Source organism: Altibacter sp. (assembly GCF_019913785.1).
GTDB lineage: Bacteria > Bacteroidota > Bacteroidia > Flavobacteriales > Flavobacteriaceae > Altibacter.
In genome coordinates this window covers 1-15,508 of the sequence record NZ_JAIOHK010000038.1, presented here as the reverse complement: position 1 = coordinate 15,508, position 15,508 = coordinate 1, and the positions used below count along the sequence as shown (strand labels likewise).

Here is a 15,508-nt window from a genome sequence, read left to right as displayed (position 1 = left end):
CAATCGATAGTTCGTGATTCAATCCGCTATTTCTTCTCTGTTTTTCGTAAATTTGCATTCTATTTTAAAGTATCTTTCTGAATGCAACAAACAGCACCCTATATTCCCAAGCATAAAGTCCGAATTGTAACCGCAGCCTCCTTATTCGATGGGCACGATGCCGCGATCAATATAATGCGCCGTATCATTCAGTCGACCGGTGTGGAAGTGATTCATCTAGGGCACGACCGAAGTGTTGAAGAGGTGGTGAACACTGCCATCCAGGAAGACGCCAATGCCATTGCCATGACTTCGTATCAAGGCGGGCATAACGAGTACTTTAAGTATATGTACGACCTCTTGAAGGAAAGGGGAGCAGAGCATATCAAGATCTTTGGCGGCGGGGGCGGAGTTATCCTGCCTTCAGAAATAAAAGAGCTGATGGACTATGGAATTACTCGTATCTATTCTCCCGATGATGGCCGTGAGATGGGCCTTCAAGGCATGATTAACGATCTGGTAAAAACAGCAGATTACCCTATAGGCGATCAATTGAACGGAGAGATCGATAAGTTGACGAAGAAAGTACCGGGAGCTATTGCCCGTGTGATTTCTGCTGCTGAAAACTTCCCGGAAGTTGCGAAAAATACACTTCAGAAAATACATAAGAAAAACGAAAAATCCGTGACACCGGTTCTTGGAATCACCGGAACCGGAGGGGCGGGAAAATCGTCCCTAGTCGATGAATTGGTACGTAGATTTTTAATCGATTTTCCTAAGAAAACCATCGGGCTTATATCCGTAGATCCATCCAAAAGAAAAACAGGAGGGGCCTTATTGGGCGATCGCATTCGAATGAACGCCATCAATTCCCCTCGTGTGTATATGCGCAGTTTGGCGACACGACAGAGCAACCTCGCTCTCTCAAAATATGTTTCCGAAGCCATTGAAGTGCTAAAAGCAGCCGAATACGATCTTATTATCCTTGAAACTTCAGGTATTGGACAAAGCGACACCGAAATTTTAGACCACAGCGATGTGTCCTTATATGTAATGACGCCTGAATTTGGAGCAGCAACGCAGTTGGAAAAGATCGATATGCTCGACTTTGCCGATCTGGTGGCCATTAATAAATTCGACAAAAGAGGATCCCTAGATGCCCTTCGTGATGTGAAGAAGCAATACATGCGCAACCATCAGTTATGGGATACACCACAAGATGCACTTCCGGTCTACGGTACAATCGCCTCACAATTTAACGATCCTGGTATGAACAAGCTGTACAAGGCGGTAATGGATGAACTCGTGGAAAAAACCAAGGCCGATCTCAACAGCAGCTATGCCATTTCCGAAGAGATGTCGGAAAAAATCTTTGTAATCCCACCTGCCCGTACGCGCTATCTTTCCGAAATTTCAGAAAATAATAGAGGCTACGACAAAAAAGCAAACGAACAAGCTGAGGTCGCCCAAAAACTCTACGGCATTTTTAAAACCATCGAATCGATTTCAGGAAAACTGGCTCTATTGGACAAGGCCGGACTTGAAATAGATTTTGCTGAAACAAAAGATTCGGACGATTTGGTCAAATTACTTCTAGCCGAATTCGATCGAGTAAAACTCAACCTCGACCCCTATAACTGGGAGGTCATTACCGGTTGGGAAGAAAAGGTGAATCGGTATAAATCGCCGATCTATTCGTTTCAGGTACGGGATAAAGAAATTAAGATCGAGACGCATACCGAATCCTTATCACACACTCAGATTGCTAAGGTGGCCTTACCCAAATACCAGGCATGGGGAGACATCCTGCGCTGGACGCTTCAGGAAAATGTTCCGGGTGAATTTCCCTTTACCGCCGGCTTGTATCCCTTTAAGCGTACCGGGGAAGATCCCGCACGTATGTTCGCAGGAGAGGGTGGCCCTGAGCGTACCAACAGAAGGTTTCATTATGTGAGCGCAGGCTTACCGGCCAAACGTCTTTCAACGGCTTTCGACAGCGTGACGCTCTATGGAAATGACCCCGATCTCCGCCCCGATATTTATGGGAAGATAGGTAATGCAGGGGTGTCTATTTGTTGTTTGGACGACGCTAAAAAACTGTACTCTGGTTTTGATCTTAGTAATGTGATGACTTCGGTGAGTATGACCATTAATGGTCCCGCACCTATGCTGCTAGGTTTTTTCATGAATGCAGCCATCGATCAGAATTGCGAAAAATACATCAAGGAGAACGGACTGGAAAAAGAAGTAGAAGCCAAGATTGCGAAACTGTACAAAGAAAGCGGGGTTGACAGACCCAAATATATAGGAGAATTACCGGAGGGCAACAACGGATTAGGACTGATGCTTTTAGGAGTGACAGCTGATGAGGTACTGCCACAAGATGTTTACCAGAAGATAAAGACCGAAACGCTAAAACAGGTGAGAGGAACGGTGCAGGCCGATATTTTAAAGGAAGACCAAGCGCAGAACACCTGTATTTTCTCAACTGAATTTGCCCTGCGATTGATGGGCGATGTACAGGAGTATTTTATTCAAAAGAAAATACGCAACTTTTATTCGGTTTCTATAAGTGGATACCACATAGCCGAAGCGGGGGCCAATCCCATTACACAATTGGCGTTTACCCTTTCCAATGGATTTACCTATGTAGAATACTATCTCTCACGTGGGATGGACATCAACGAATTTGGTCCCAACTTATCATTCTTCTTCAGCAATGGGATCGACCCCGAATATTCGGTGATTGGTCGTGTGGCTCGAAAGATTTGGGCAAAAGCGATGAAAGACAAGTACGGAGCCAACCCGAGAGCACAGATGTTGAAGTATCACATACAAACTTCGGGACGTTCGCTACACGCACAAGAGATCGATTTCAACGACATTAGAACCACGCTTCAAGCGCTGTATGCCATTTACGATAATTGTAACTCGTTACACACCAACGCCTACGATGAAGCGATCACCACCCCCACCGAAGAAAGTGTCCGCCGTGCCATGGCAATTCAGTTAATTATCAATAAAGAATTGGGATTGGCAAAAAATGAAAATCCTATTCAAGGTTCGTTTATTATTGAAGAACTAACCGATTTGGTTGAGGAAGCCGTTTTAAAGGAGTTCGATAGTATTACGGAAAGAGGAGGTGTTTTGGGTGCCATGGAAACCATGTACCAACGTTCCAAGATACAGGAGGAGAGTTTGTATTATGAAACCCTAAAGCACAACGGGCAATTCCCCATCATAGGAGTAAATACCTTTTTAAGCAGTAAAGGATCACCAACGGTCTTACCTGCGGAAGTGATTCGCGCAACCGAAGAGGAGAAGCAGGCGCAGATTGAGACCTTAAAAAACCTGCATACTAGCAGAAAGGAAGTGTCTGAAGCTGCCATAAAAAAAGTACAACAAGCGGCCATACACAACGAAAATATGTTCGAACAATTGATGGAAGCGACCAAGGTGTGTTCATTGGGTCAGATTACAGCTGCCTTGTTTGAAGTAGGGGGGCAGTATAGGAGAAATATGTAACGATTTCGAGATGAATACCTTTGGTATTTTGTAGTGCTTCACCTACAGTATTGTGATGTTGTTTTGTAATAGTATAGGATATGGTTGGCTATATTTTTAGAAATATTACAGTTTTCCGGCAGGGTATAATGGTTCTTTTAGCCCTTGCCATGACATCTTTTGGGTTTGCCCAAAATTTAAGTTTTGAAACAGGAATAATAATCGATTCGGTGGCGGTTATAAATTCAACGGATACCTTTACGCTATATCTTCCAAAAAATTTTGACAAAGATAAACCCGCATCGGTCGTCTTTATATTTGAACCAGCAGCAAGAGGAACGATTGGTATAGCACCATTTATAGAAGCCTCTCAGAAATTTGGTCATATTTTAATATGTTCAAACAATAGCAGAAATGGTTTATTCGAAAAAAACTTTACCATCATCGACAGATTGTTCAACACAGTTTTTGAGAGGTTTACGATCGATGAGAATCTTATATATACAGCGGGATTTTCGGGTGGTTCCAGATTAGCCACCACAGTGGCTGTCCTCACAAAACAAATACAAGGAATTGTTGCCTGTGGTGCCGGTTTTTCGCAAAATACTTCGCATATTCCCAGTATAAATGATTCTTTTTCGTACGTGGGTCTGGTAGGAAATAGCGATATGAACTATCAAGAAATGCAAGGCGTAAAAGAATGGCTGGATACCTTTGGTATTGAGAATGAAATTTTTACCAATGAAGACGATCACAGGTGGCCTTCTTCAGATCAAATACTGAAGGCATTTAATTGGTTAGAGCTTCAGGCGTATAAAAGAAACATCAAACCAAAAGATGATCTAATCATTAGCACTTTTTACACCGAATTATATGAAGAAGGAAAAAAACTGGAATCCGATTCAGAGATCGAACTTGCCGTTTGGGAATACGATAGGATGGTTAGAAATTTTTCAGCATATTACAATTTAGACACGATAAAGACCAAAATTAGCAATTTAAAAAAAGACAAGAAATACAGCAGCGATAGTAAAAAAAGGGAAGGTGTAAAGAAAGAAGAAGCGAAGCTTAGAAAGGTTTTTGTAGAAAGATTTAATAAGGAAATTTCAGGGTTGAAAACCCCTGAAGAGTTCAATTGGTGGCATAAAGAACTTGAGAACCTACAAAAAAAATACCTGTTGTCTGAAGATGAGCAATTTCGGAAAATGGGTTACCGCATAGGATATGCTATCTATGCGATGGGTGTAGAGACAGCCGAGAGTCAGTTCTATAAAAATAACGCCAAAAAAAGGCTCTATTGTCATACGATAGCTAGCCTTGTTGCACCAGATAGACCCTATGCCTTTTACCTTTTGGCGAAAGACTATGCTATTTTGAACAATAAAGATAAAACGTTGGAAAACCTTTCGTTGGCTATCTCAAAAGGACTCACAGATAAAGCGTATATCACGAATACAACTGCATTTTTAAAATATAAAGATTCGGTTGAATTTATCCGACTATTGGAAGGCTTGAATAACGATTAAACGCCTTACAACGTCATCATCCATGTGCGCTGCAAGCGTCTAAATTTTTTTAATTCACCACGCAGGATGGGTAAGAATTCTTTTCCGTTACTGTTCACGCGTTCGAGTCGTTCGCAATTCTTGTACAAACTATTGGCCAACCGATTTACGGAGGCGGCGTATTTGTATTTTTCTTCGGAAAAAGTCTGACGTTCAGCTTTTAAAATTTCTGGAGCCAATGAAACCGATTGCTGTACAATATCTCCTGAAAAATAAATATGGGAATCTTCTTCCCCGTTTTGGTTTAAAGGTGCAAGATCGTGAGCCAGATAGGTTGAAATATGACGGGAAAGCGTAAAGATATCCAGCGCCTTCTTATAGATAGGCGAATGGGGCAAACCGTGCGAAATATGTGGTATCATCCTTAAGTATGTGTGGGGTTTCACAAAACACCCAAATGTAAGCACAACGCAGCATTTTTGTCTTTAAGAATTAAAGAAAAAATGTATATTAGCTTTAAATATTATTTTTTTTAAACGATATACCTTTAAAATGATTATAGATACACTCAACTGGAAAATTTTGAAATGCCTTCAAGCCAATGCGCGTCAGTCCAATGCAGAGATTGGTCGGCTGGTTGGGATTAGTTCACCTGCGGTTGGCGAGCGTATTAAGAAGATGGAAGACGCCGGAATTATTCACAGCTATAAGACAGCGGTTTCTCCTTTCGAAACAGGTTACCAATTAAAGGCAATTATTACACTTCGGGCCTTTATGGGAAAATTAAAACCATTTCTTGAAAAAGTGAAAACCTATGACGAGGTGCTCAATTGTTATCGCATTACCGGAAATGAGAACATAGTGATGGAAGTGGTGCTTAAAAATCAGAAACACCTCGAAGCCTTTATCGATCAGTTGATTACCTATGGCGAAACCAAAACACAGATTGTGTTATCTCATGTGGTTTCCAATAACCCTATTAAAAAACCCGAATAATTACTTTTTTACGATCAGATGCGGTACAGTCTCTAAATTCCAATCGATTACCAACCCACCTGCCAATGATTCTGCTACCTGTTTTCCGTAGAGGTATTCACAGAGGTATAAGGCAGCTTCAAAACTTTTGGCACCCCCGGCAGAGGTAATATATTTCCCATCATGAACAAACAACACCTCTTTTCTAATATCCAAGTCGGGAAACATAGTCCGCATGGCATCAATATCGCTTGGAAAGGTGGTCGAGACAGATTTTTCCAGCAAACCAGCTTTTGCCAATACAAAGGCTCCGTCACAATGTGATGTCACAAATAATGCTTCTTTGTCTGCTTTTCGCACAAAACCAAGCATGGCTTCATCTTCCAGATCGGAATCCATATGATGCTCGGCACTGGGAACCACCAAAATATCGATCCTCGGAATGCTGTCTTTTAAATAATTGAAATCGGGGAGTAACCGCAAGCCTTCGAACGTTCTAATAGATTGGTCTGTATTAGCCACTGTAAATACATTCATGGCCTTAATATTCTCCCTGAAGACAGTATGCTGAAAAATATCATACGGAGCGGTAAGTTCGGTGTTATATACTCCGTCCATGATCAAGAAAGCAACATTATAGCGTGAACTGTCCAGCTTCGGAAAAGATGTTTCCGCTATTTCAGTTGTTGCTTCAGAAGGCGGCATGGCTTTATTTTCTTCCGAAGGTGTTCCGCAAGAAATAATTCCGAAGCAAAAAAATAATAACCAATAATTCATAACTAATAGGAGGTAAATTTAGGTGATTTTTTCAATAATCGATACAGCCATAGTGTAAGTAGTCCGATAATCGTCAAAAAGAAAAACATTGCGTACCAGGTAGCGTCAAAACCAAAGGTGTCGACCAGATTCATACCGCCATTGTGCCCAAAAATATGTGAGAATGAGAAACTCATGCTATAGAGTCCCATATAACTTCCCTTCCGGCCTTTAGGTGCCATCTCCAGTGCCAGGGCATTCGAAAATGGAGAGCCTATCATTTCGCCCAGAGTCATCAAAAGCATTCCCACGATCAAGATGCCACTCCAAGAGGTAAGATTTAGCACGATAAAACTTAGTGCAATAAATACAATACCCCAAAAAGTGGCCATCGTTTTGGAGAGATTTCTACGCTCCAACCATGCAATTAGGGGCATTTCGAAAACCACGATCACGGCTCCGTTCAAAAACATAAGCCAACCGATGAGATCTTCCGAAAGGAAATGTCCTTTCTCGTAATACAAGGGCATTACCGAAAAATATTGCACAAAGGTGGTTCCGTTTGCAATCATTATAATGATAAACAGTATAAACAAGCCATTTAAATAGGGAGGAACCCCTTCTTTTTTATGGATGGTAATAAGCGGCTCTGTATCTTTTTTTCGTTTTGGTTTTAACCATATAAACAACCCGATTCCGGCCAAGACACAGGTTACCCCATCGATCCAAAATAGGGAGGTATAACTAATTGTGGCAATAATGATTCCGCCAATTAGTGGCCCTATAGAGAAACCCAAGTTGATTGCCAATCGGATTAAGGTGATACTTCGCGTCACGTTTCCGGGCTTGCTATAGGTGTCTGCCGCCACAAAGATAGCAGGACGGTAAGCGTCTGCTACGAGGATGAGGGAAAAAATACCCACACAAAAACCAAAAAAAGTATCGATAAACTGAAGCAATACAAATCCCATTCCACCTAATAGGAGACTAAATACAATCACCTTATAGAATCCGATACTGTCCGTCAGTTTTCCTCCAATCCAAGTTCCGGTCAAGGATCCAAGTCCAAAACAGGTCATAATCCAACCTACCTGCGGCAAAGTGAATCCTTTTGCATTGACAAGGTATAGGGATAGGAACGGGATGACCATCGCCCCAGCTCGGTTGATAAAAGTAACGAGCGACAGCAACCAGATCTCTCGTGAGAGTCCTTTGAAATTATTTATATAGTGGGTATACAGTTTTTTCATGGGTTGTTATATAAAAGTAAAGCGTCCCGCTGGAAGGCGGGACGCTTTTATATTGAATTAATTTATTTCTCTATAAATAGTACATACATCGCCTGAGTTTCGGTGGTGAAACGACACAGATTTGTGAGTTGATATAGGTTCTAACTTTCATATTAACTTGAATTGAAGCCAAATGTAGTATTATTTTTTAATTATTTTAAAACTTTTTTTAAAGAAAGTCCAAGATTTTCTGCAGCTCGTTCGAAGCAATTCTCCATGCTTTTAAGACTTAGTTTCGGAAAATCTTCCTTAGTGGATAGACCTTTGGTTTTCTCAATTTCCAGCTTTGAAACTATTTGCGAAGTGTCTGTTCGGTAAAAAATGAGTTCGGTGGTGAGCTTTGCGGGTTGCGCCAACACTTTAATATCGTATCCAAAATACATCCACCTTACTTTTACTTCCAAGGTATAGCGGGCGTTTTTTTCATCTAGTACAAAGGTAGGTGCGTGCTTATAAGGGGCGACTGTTTTATTTAAGCTGGAAACAAAGGCTTCGGGCCAGTGTTTCACTTTGTGTTGCCGATATCGATGCGTCCATTTAACAGCTTCGGAAGTATCCTGATGCTTAGTAATTTTTGAGGCGATATGATTTAGAAAGGTAGTTTCAGATAGATTGTCTCCATTAAATTCCACACCCTTATAGGTAAAAACTACATTTATTTTTTCTTCAGAAGCCAAAAAAATAAGCTCTTTCTTTTTGAATTTAACCCATTGGGAGTACGAATGCTGAGTGCTTGCAAGCACCATCAATAAAACAAGGAGCGTTCTAAAAAGATATTTTGGATGTCTCATTTGCTAGTCTACCACTCTTTTAAGAGCCTGTGCCAGTTTGTAGGCACTTTTTGTATAGGCTTTTCGCATCCTGTTTAAGCTGGGACCCTTTCCTTCGCCATCGCCATCTTCTTTGTTATATTGCCCCATCGCCCGACTAATCTCGGTAGAAAAAATAATAGTTTCGGGGTTTTCGGAGGTATAAAATGTAAGTACGGTGGTCACCTTTGCCGGTTGATCAACAATTCCGGCATCATATCCATAATACATCCAATTACTATGTACTTTCATAGTGTAGGTAGCTTCTCGACTGTTTTCTTCAAAAATTGGAGGGTTTTTATATGTAGCCAGTTTTTCATTCAAGACCGAAGTAAATGTGGCAGGCCAGATATCATTTTTATGTGCAGTGTATGCGGCAGCCCAATTAATGGCTTCTTCTTCATTCGCGAATTTGGTGATTTTTTTGTTCATTTTACTAAGAAAATCGGCTTCCGGGATAGCGTCGTCAATAAGTAAGCCGTCATAGGTAAATAGAATATTCACTTTTTCTTCGGAAGCCAAAAAGGCCAAAGCCTTTTTGTCAATGTCAATATGTTGTGCCCTACCATGTTGAAAAATAAATACCAGGCTGAAGAAAAAAAATAGAATCCGATATCGCATACTTTTAAATTTTTTCAAAAGTAAGAATAAATGGGATGTATCAATTTCTTTTCTATTTTTACTGAAATGAATTTTATGAAACACTATATTTTTCTTATAGTTTTGCTGAGCACGAGTTTTGGGATATCTCAAAATACCGAAGCGCTCATCAAAGAAATTGAAGCATACCAAGCTTCGGAAAACGAATCGTTTACCAATCCCGAAACATCCATTTTAACTACTACCGATCTCGAAACCTTTACGGAGTTGGAGTTTTATCCCATTGATTTAAAATACCGAGTGGAAGCAACTTTTGTCCGTACTCCCAACGAAAAACCTTTCTTAATGCCAACCACCACCGAGCGTCTTCCTGAATATGTAAAATACGGTGAAGCACATTTTACAATGGACGGTAAGCAGTTTTCTTTGGAATTATACCAAAACACTACCCCTTCAGAGGACCCGGAATATATAGATTACCTGTTTTTGCCGATAACCGACCTTACCAGTGGCGATGGTTCGTACGGTGGGGGCAGATTCTTGGACACGTATATTCCGGAAGGAGATACGATGATTTTAGACTTTAATAAGTTATACAATCCGTATTGTGCCTACAACAAGCGGTATTCATGTCCAATTCCGCCGAAACAAAACGATTTACAAGTGCGAATTGAAGCCGGTGTGAAGGATTTTGGGCATCACTAAAAATACTTTACCAACCACATCCCAAAGAATACAGCTGCAAAGCCAATAATAAAACTAGCTATGGTATAGAGGGCAAAGGAGGTAAAATCTCCCGATTTTAAAAACAGGTGATTCTCGTAGGCAAAGGCGGAGAATGTGGTGAATCCACCACAAAATCCGGTGGCTAGAAATAATACCGTGTTTTGTGAGAGCGAATTATTCTTGAGGGCCAATCCAAGAATAATCCCAATAAGCAAACTTCCTATGATGTTAGCGAGAAAGGTACCGTAGGGAATGCCATTTTCAGTACTATTAAAAAGATTTCCTATCCAATAACGCAATGTGCTGCCTAAACCACCACCGACAAAAACCAACAATAACTGCTTCATTGCTTAGTTTTCTGGATTTACCGGCCGAACAATAGGAATATAGATTTCAGTTATCCAATTGGCAGGATTGGGCACTTCTCCGGGATCGTTCGCATATACCTCGAACATCTTTGCCGTAGGATGTACTTGCAAGTTGTTTTGAGCTATATAGGCTTGGGCTTTATCATATGCTTTAGATAAATACTTATACTGTCCTTTCAAGGTGGTTTTTACCGTGGTTACGGGTTCCATATATCCGCAAAGTACCGGACTTCCGGCCGGTGTGATAATTTTTTCTTTCACGGGGATGGCCGCTGTAAAAATGGTAGTGCCGTTGGCTTCATCTATTTCGTTATAGATGGTAAAGGGCATTCCTGCCATGTTCAAATTATTCTGCTCCATATAACCCGCAACCTGTCCGAGCATAGCTCCCATCTTTTCACCAATCTCGCTAAGTTTCGAAGCTGTGGAGTTGAACATATAGTAGCCGCCACCGTATTGTGTTACGCCATCTACATTGACAGAAAAGCTCTCCATTTCAGCTTTTACAATGGTTTCTATATCGGTTAATCCCTGCTGAAACATTTTACTGATACCGGTTTCCATATCTTCATCCTGAAAGGACATAAAGACTTTTTCCATAAACGATTGCTCTCCCTTCATCCCCCAAGTAACTTTGGTCTGACCTGGTGTTTCGGTTGCTTCAAACCGCCAGTACACATCACTCTCACTATCACCTACGGGCGTATTGAAGGTTATTTTTTGGTCGATCTCTTTATTCGGAATAACTTTAAGCGTTTTCATAGAGCCATCACCCACTTCCATGTGCTCACTACTCCACGAGTAGGCAGCACCCTCACCTTCGGTCTTTTCGGCATAGTTAATTACAATGGCCGAATCGAGTTTCATCCATGGCCCCCATTCTTGCCAGTTTTTGTAATCTTTTACGTTGTTATAGATTACTTCGGCGGGAGCTTCCATAACCTTGCTTTCGGCTACATCAAATTTTCCGTCTTTTGTACCAAAATAGATAGCACCGCCAATGAGCACTATGAGAATAAGAAACAACAAGTACTTTAAGATTTTCATAGGGATAGGTGTGTTGGTTATTTGTGCTAAGATAATCAATTTTGACATTTATTATTTTGCTACATTTGCTGAAAACCAATAAACTGTAAAAATGAAGAATACTTTTTTTATTGCAATGGCATTGAGCGGGTTGCTATTTGTTTCTTGTGCAGACGACAAGAATAAAAAAGAACCTCAAGAAGTCGCCAAAGTTGAAACTAATGAGTTTGATTATAATGTAGAGCAATTTGCTGATGTTAGGGTCTTACGGTATCAAGTTCCGGGATGGGAGCAACTTACTTTGAAAGAACAAAAGCTCGTGTATTACTTAACTCAGGCAGGTTTAGCCGGCCGTGACATTATGTGGGATCAGAATTACCGACATAATTTGGCGATTCGAGCTGCTTTAGAGAATGTATACGTCAACTATCGGGGTGATAAAACTACCGAAGACTGGAAGAATTTTGAAATTTATCTTAAGCGTGTTTGGTTCTCTAACGGAATCCACCACCATTATTCAAACGACAAATTAAAACCTGAGTTTTCTTTGGACTATCTGAAGACGCTATTAACAGAAACGAATACTAGTTTGAAAGGTGAAGCATTTGATGTTTTATTTAACGATACAGATAGCAAAAAGGTAAACCAAGGGAAGGGTATTGATAATGTGGCCCTTTCGGCAGTAAACTTCTATGGACCCAATGTCACCAATAATGACGTTGAGACCTTCTATGGAAAAATGAAATCTCCGGATCCAAAGAAACCTTTATCATACGGATTGAATTCACAATTGGTAAAGGAGAATGGTGTTTTGAAAGAACGCGTATATAAATCGGGAGGATTATATGGTGCTGCGATTGACAAGATTGTTGAGTGGCTTGACAAAGCCCAAGGTGTTGCTGAAAATCAGGCACAGGGAGATGCTATTGGATTGTTAATTCAGTATTATAAGACGGGTGATTTGCAAACTTGGGACGACTACAACGTGGCTTGGACAGCTGCTACGGAAGGAAACATAGACTATATCAACAGTTTTATCGAGGTGTATAATGACCCATTAGGATATAGAGGTTCCTACGAGACAATTGTGCAGATAAAAGATTTTGACATGTCACAAAAGATGTCGGTTTTATCTGAAAATGCACAGTGGTTTGAGGATAACTCACCGTTGATGGAGGAGCATAAAAAGAAGAACGTGGTAGGAGTTTCTTACAAGGTGGTGAACGTTGCCGGTGAAGCAGGAGATGCCTCTCCAAGCACGCCAATTGGGGTTAATCTACCAAATGCCAACTGGATCCGTGCCGCAGTGGGAAGTAAGTCTGTTTCTTTAGGAAACATAATTCATTCGTATAACAATGCCGGAAGCTCTGGTAGATTGAAAGAGTTTGTGAACGATGCAGAAGAATTGGCATTGGAAGAAGAATACGGTCAGATTGGAGATAAATTGCATACGGCTTTACATGAAGTGATTGGACATGCTTCGGGACAATTAAATCCGGGAGTGGGTGAGACAAAGGAAACTTTAAAGAATTATGCCTCAACCTTGGAAGAAGGACGTGCAGACTTAGTAGGATTGTATTATTTGTACAACCCAAAATTACAAGAACTAGGTTTGGTAGACGACTGGAAGAAAGTTGGGAAGGCAGCGTTTGACGGTTATATAAGAAATGGATTAATGACTCAGTTAATCCGTTTAAACCTTGGTGACGATGTAGAAGAATCGCATATGCGAAACCGTCAATGGGTTTCTGCATGGGCATTTGAAAAAGGAAAAGCTGATAATGTAATCGAAAAGATTACGCGCGATGGTAAGACGTATTACAATATCAATGACTATGATAAATTACACGAATTGTTTGGTCAGTTGTTACGCGAAACGCAACGAATTAAGTCGGAAGGAGACTATGCTGCCGTTGAAGCCTTGGTAGAAGGCTATGGTGTTAAAGTAGATCAAACGCTTCATGCAGAGGTATTAGAGCGTAACAAGCAGTTTACTTCAGCTCCATATAGCGGATTTGTAAACCCGGTAATCACTCCAACCACGGATGATGCTGGGGAGATCACCGGCTTTATGATGGAGCAGCCTGCTACTTTTGCAGAGCAAATGTTGATGTATTCGAAGAATTATAACAACCTGCCGGTGAAAAACTAAGCAGTGTTGTGAGTATAAAAAAACTCCCGAGAAATCGGGAGTTTTTTATTTTAAATAGGAAGGGGATTACCATTTCCCTAGTCTTGTTAAGAAACTAATGGCAGTACCATTACCCTGTAGGGCTGCTTTTCTCCACCATTCTATTCCAAGGTCTTTGTCTTTATCAACTCCTTTTCCTTTAAAATACATCCAGCCTACTCGTTCTTGGGCACTGGCATTGCCTTTCTTGGCCGCTATTAGATAATTTTCAAAGGCATCGCTATACAGTCCGTTGTTAAAATAAGTGTCTGCCTTCGCCAATGTTTTGGCTAAGATTTCGGCTTCAGTTTCTTTTATTTCTTCAATTTCAGCAGCTTTTTCTTCTTCCTTTTTTCTTATAACTGCATCTTCCAGTGTTTTTAGTGTATTCAATGCAGCAGCAGCATCGGGATGGTTACTTTCAGCAGCTTTTGTGAGCCAAAATTTTGAATTTTCCAAACTTTTGGAAACTCCATTGCCTTCCATATAAAGAAAGCCAAGTTTCAGTTGCGCATCCGAATTATTATTTTGTGCCGCTTTTGCAAAAAGATCGGCTGCCTGTACCGCATTCGTAGGGACTCCCTTGCCTTCTAAATGTAAGGTCCCTAAAAGGTACTGCGCCTGTGAAACATTTTTGGCCGCTACTGGTGATAGCAGTTCAAGGGCTTTTTTATAGTCTAAGTTTTGAATATGTACCTTGGCCTGTGTTATTGCTTCGTCTGGCGTAAGATCGGCGATTTCATTTTCAATTTTCTCAAATTCACTTTTGGCAACAATTTCTATGATATCGGTTTTTCGGGTAGGATCTTCAGATCTTGATAAGAACTGATTCCCCATACTTATTGCTTTGTCATATTTCTTGTTTTTGAAGTACACTTTACTGAGATTATACACCACCAACGGATTGGCAAAAAAGGCAGATTGTTTTGAATTGGATTCGGCATATAAGGTACCTATTTGCTTTATACGTTCTTCCTTGTCCAAACCTTCAATGCTCAGATAATTAATGTAAGACTCCATCGCCTTATCGTCTTCGTTTAAACCTTTCAGCGTGATAGCCTCTAAGTAACGTATATCCTCTGTATACCCTTTATAGTATTTGGGTCCGCGAACTAATCGAAGTTGTTTTAGTGTTTTCTGATAATCTTCTTGGGTCAAACTTGCCGAGTTGGACAACTTCTCTTGGATCATTGAAACGATTTCCTTTGCGATTTCACTTACTTCTTTGTCCTTAACGACTATGGTAAGTTCTTTATTGGTAACCGATTTCCAACCTGCTTCTGCCTGAGCCGCTCGATCCACTCTGGCAGGATGTGAAAAAGTGGCTTTGACGGCCATTTCTTCGGTTACTGCCAAGGTTTCATCGAGCGTAGCTCCCAGATTGGCCAAGGCTCTTCCCGCAAAATAATCGGCTTCAAGTTCATAATTATGATTACTAGAACCATTGTTTAAGCTATGTCCATTGAGGTGATGCCCAATCTCATGCGCCAGTACAAATTTACCGGTCCAGTCGTTAGACGTTTCTTCAACAAGAGATTGAAGCCATGCCCCGTCATAAATAATATAACGAACCACATCACCGTTTTTATTAGTGACCATTTTGGCAACCGCATTCTGAATATTCGAACACTGAGCCAATTCAAAGCCACCATTGGCCACGCCTGCGGTTTGTACAATTTGGTCTACAATTTTCTGTATTTCACGAGGGGTACTTGTGAAAGCAACCGAGACACTTCTACAAATTTCTTCGATTTCGGCTTCACTGGTGGCTTCCTCCACACTCTGATAATTTTGAGCATGG

Annotated in this window: 13 protein-coding genes; 5 read left to right on the top strand and 8 right to left on the bottom strand. The window is 40.9% G+C overall.

The window, feature by feature from the left end; translation table 11 throughout:
* Positions 1–81 precede the first annotated feature (81 nt).
* Together K8F54_RS06415 and K8F54_RS06410 are read left to right on the top strand one after the other, a co-directional pair.
* Complete coding sequence (locus tag K8F54_RS06415; RefSeq protein WP_290788661.1) at positions 82–3,504, top strand: methylmalonyl-CoA mutase family protein; 3,423 nt, start codon at positions 82–84, stop codon at positions 3,502–3,504.
* Between the two features lie 128 nt (positions 3,505–3,632).
* Entirely contained in the window at positions 3,633–5,009 is a 1,377-nt protein-coding gene (locus K8F54_RS06410; protein ID WP_290788659.1) for a hypothetical protein, read from the top strand.
* A 5-nt stretch (positions 5,010–5,014) separates the two neighbouring features.
* Here the strand turns inward: K8F54_RS06410 and K8F54_RS06405 are convergent, their stop codons facing one another.
* Positions 5,015–5,410 (bottom strand): hypothetical protein, encoded by a 396-nt coding sequence (locus K8F54_RS06405; protein ID WP_290788657.1) that lies wholly within the window; start codon positions 5,408–5,410, stop codon positions 5,015–5,017.
* Positions 5,411–5,540: 130 nt separating this feature from the next.
* Here K8F54_RS06405 and K8F54_RS06400 point away from each other — a divergent pair, with 130 nt between their 5' ends.
* Positions 5,541–5,984 carry an Lrp/AsnC family transcriptional regulator gene (locus tag K8F54_RS06400; RefSeq protein ID WP_290788654.1) on the top strand — a complete coding sequence of 148 codons (444 nt, stop codon included), beginning with the start codon at positions 5,541–5,543 and terminating at the stop codon, positions 5,982–5,984.
* On the opposite strand, the gene K8F54_RS06395 is transcribed toward K8F54_RS06400, so the two are convergent.
* The 4 genes from K8F54_RS06395 to K8F54_RS06380 all read right to left on the bottom strand — a co-directional run bounded on the left by K8F54_RS06395 (position 5,985) and on the right by K8F54_RS06380 (position 9,438).
* Positions 5,985–6,668 carry a DJ-1/PfpI family protein gene (locus K8F54_RS06395; protein WP_290788716.1) on the bottom strand — a complete coding sequence of 228 codons (684 nt, stop codon included), beginning with the start codon at positions 6,666–6,668 and terminating at the stop codon, positions 5,985–5,987.
* Positions 6,669–6,742: 74 nt separating this feature from the next.
* Positions 6,743–7,969, bottom strand: a complete 1,227-nt coding sequence (locus tag K8F54_RS06390) for an MFS transporter (RefSeq protein ID WP_290788651.1) — start codon at positions 7,967–7,969, stop codon at positions 6,743–6,745.
* Positions 7,970–8,160: 191 nt separating this feature from the next.
* Complete coding sequence (locus K8F54_RS06385) at positions 8,161–8,799, bottom strand: hypothetical protein (RefSeq protein WP_290788648.1); 639 nt, start codon at positions 8,797–8,799, stop codon at positions 8,161–8,163.
* Between the two features lie 3 nt (positions 8,800–8,802).
* Complete coding sequence (locus K8F54_RS06380; RefSeq protein WP_290788645.1) at positions 8,803–9,438, bottom strand: hypothetical protein; 636 nt, start codon at positions 9,436–9,438, stop codon at positions 8,803–8,805.
* 75 nt (positions 9,439–9,513) lie between these two features.
* On the opposite strand from K8F54_RS06380, the gene K8F54_RS06375 reads away from it, so the two are divergent.
* Positions 9,514–10,122: a DUF1684 domain-containing protein gene (locus K8F54_RS06375; protein WP_290788642.1), complete on the top strand. Its 609-nt coding sequence runs from the start codon at positions 9,514–9,516 to the stop codon at positions 10,120–10,122.
* On the opposite strand, the gene crcB is transcribed toward K8F54_RS06375, so the two are convergent.
* The gene (crcB, locus tag K8F54_RS06370; RefSeq protein WP_290788639.1) at positions 10,119–10,490 is read right to left on the bottom strand and encodes a fluoride efflux transporter CrcB; all 372 of its coding nucleotides are present in this window, start codon (positions 10,488–10,490) and stop codon (positions 10,119–10,121) included. The genes K8F54_RS06375 and crcB overlap by 4 nt on opposite strands.
* Positions 10,491–10,493: 3 nt before the next feature.
* The gene (locus tag K8F54_RS06365; RefSeq protein WP_290788636.1) at positions 10,494–11,558 is read right to left on the bottom strand and encodes an SRPBCC family protein; all 1,065 of its coding nucleotides are present in this window, start codon (positions 11,556–11,558) and stop codon (positions 10,494–10,496) included.
* Positions 11,559–11,649: 91 nt separating this feature from the next.
* On the opposite strand from K8F54_RS06365, the gene K8F54_RS06360 reads away from it, so the two are divergent.
* Complete coding sequence (locus K8F54_RS06360; RefSeq protein ID WP_290788633.1) at positions 11,650–13,689, top strand: dihydrofolate reductase; 2,040 nt, start codon at positions 11,650–11,652, stop codon at positions 13,687–13,689.
* Between the two features lie 66 nt (positions 13,690–13,755).
* Here the strand turns inward: K8F54_RS06360 and K8F54_RS06355 are convergent.
* The coding region (locus K8F54_RS06355) for a M48 family metalloprotease (protein ID WP_290788630.1) at positions 13,756–15,508 on the bottom strand (1,753 nt) is incomplete at its 5' end.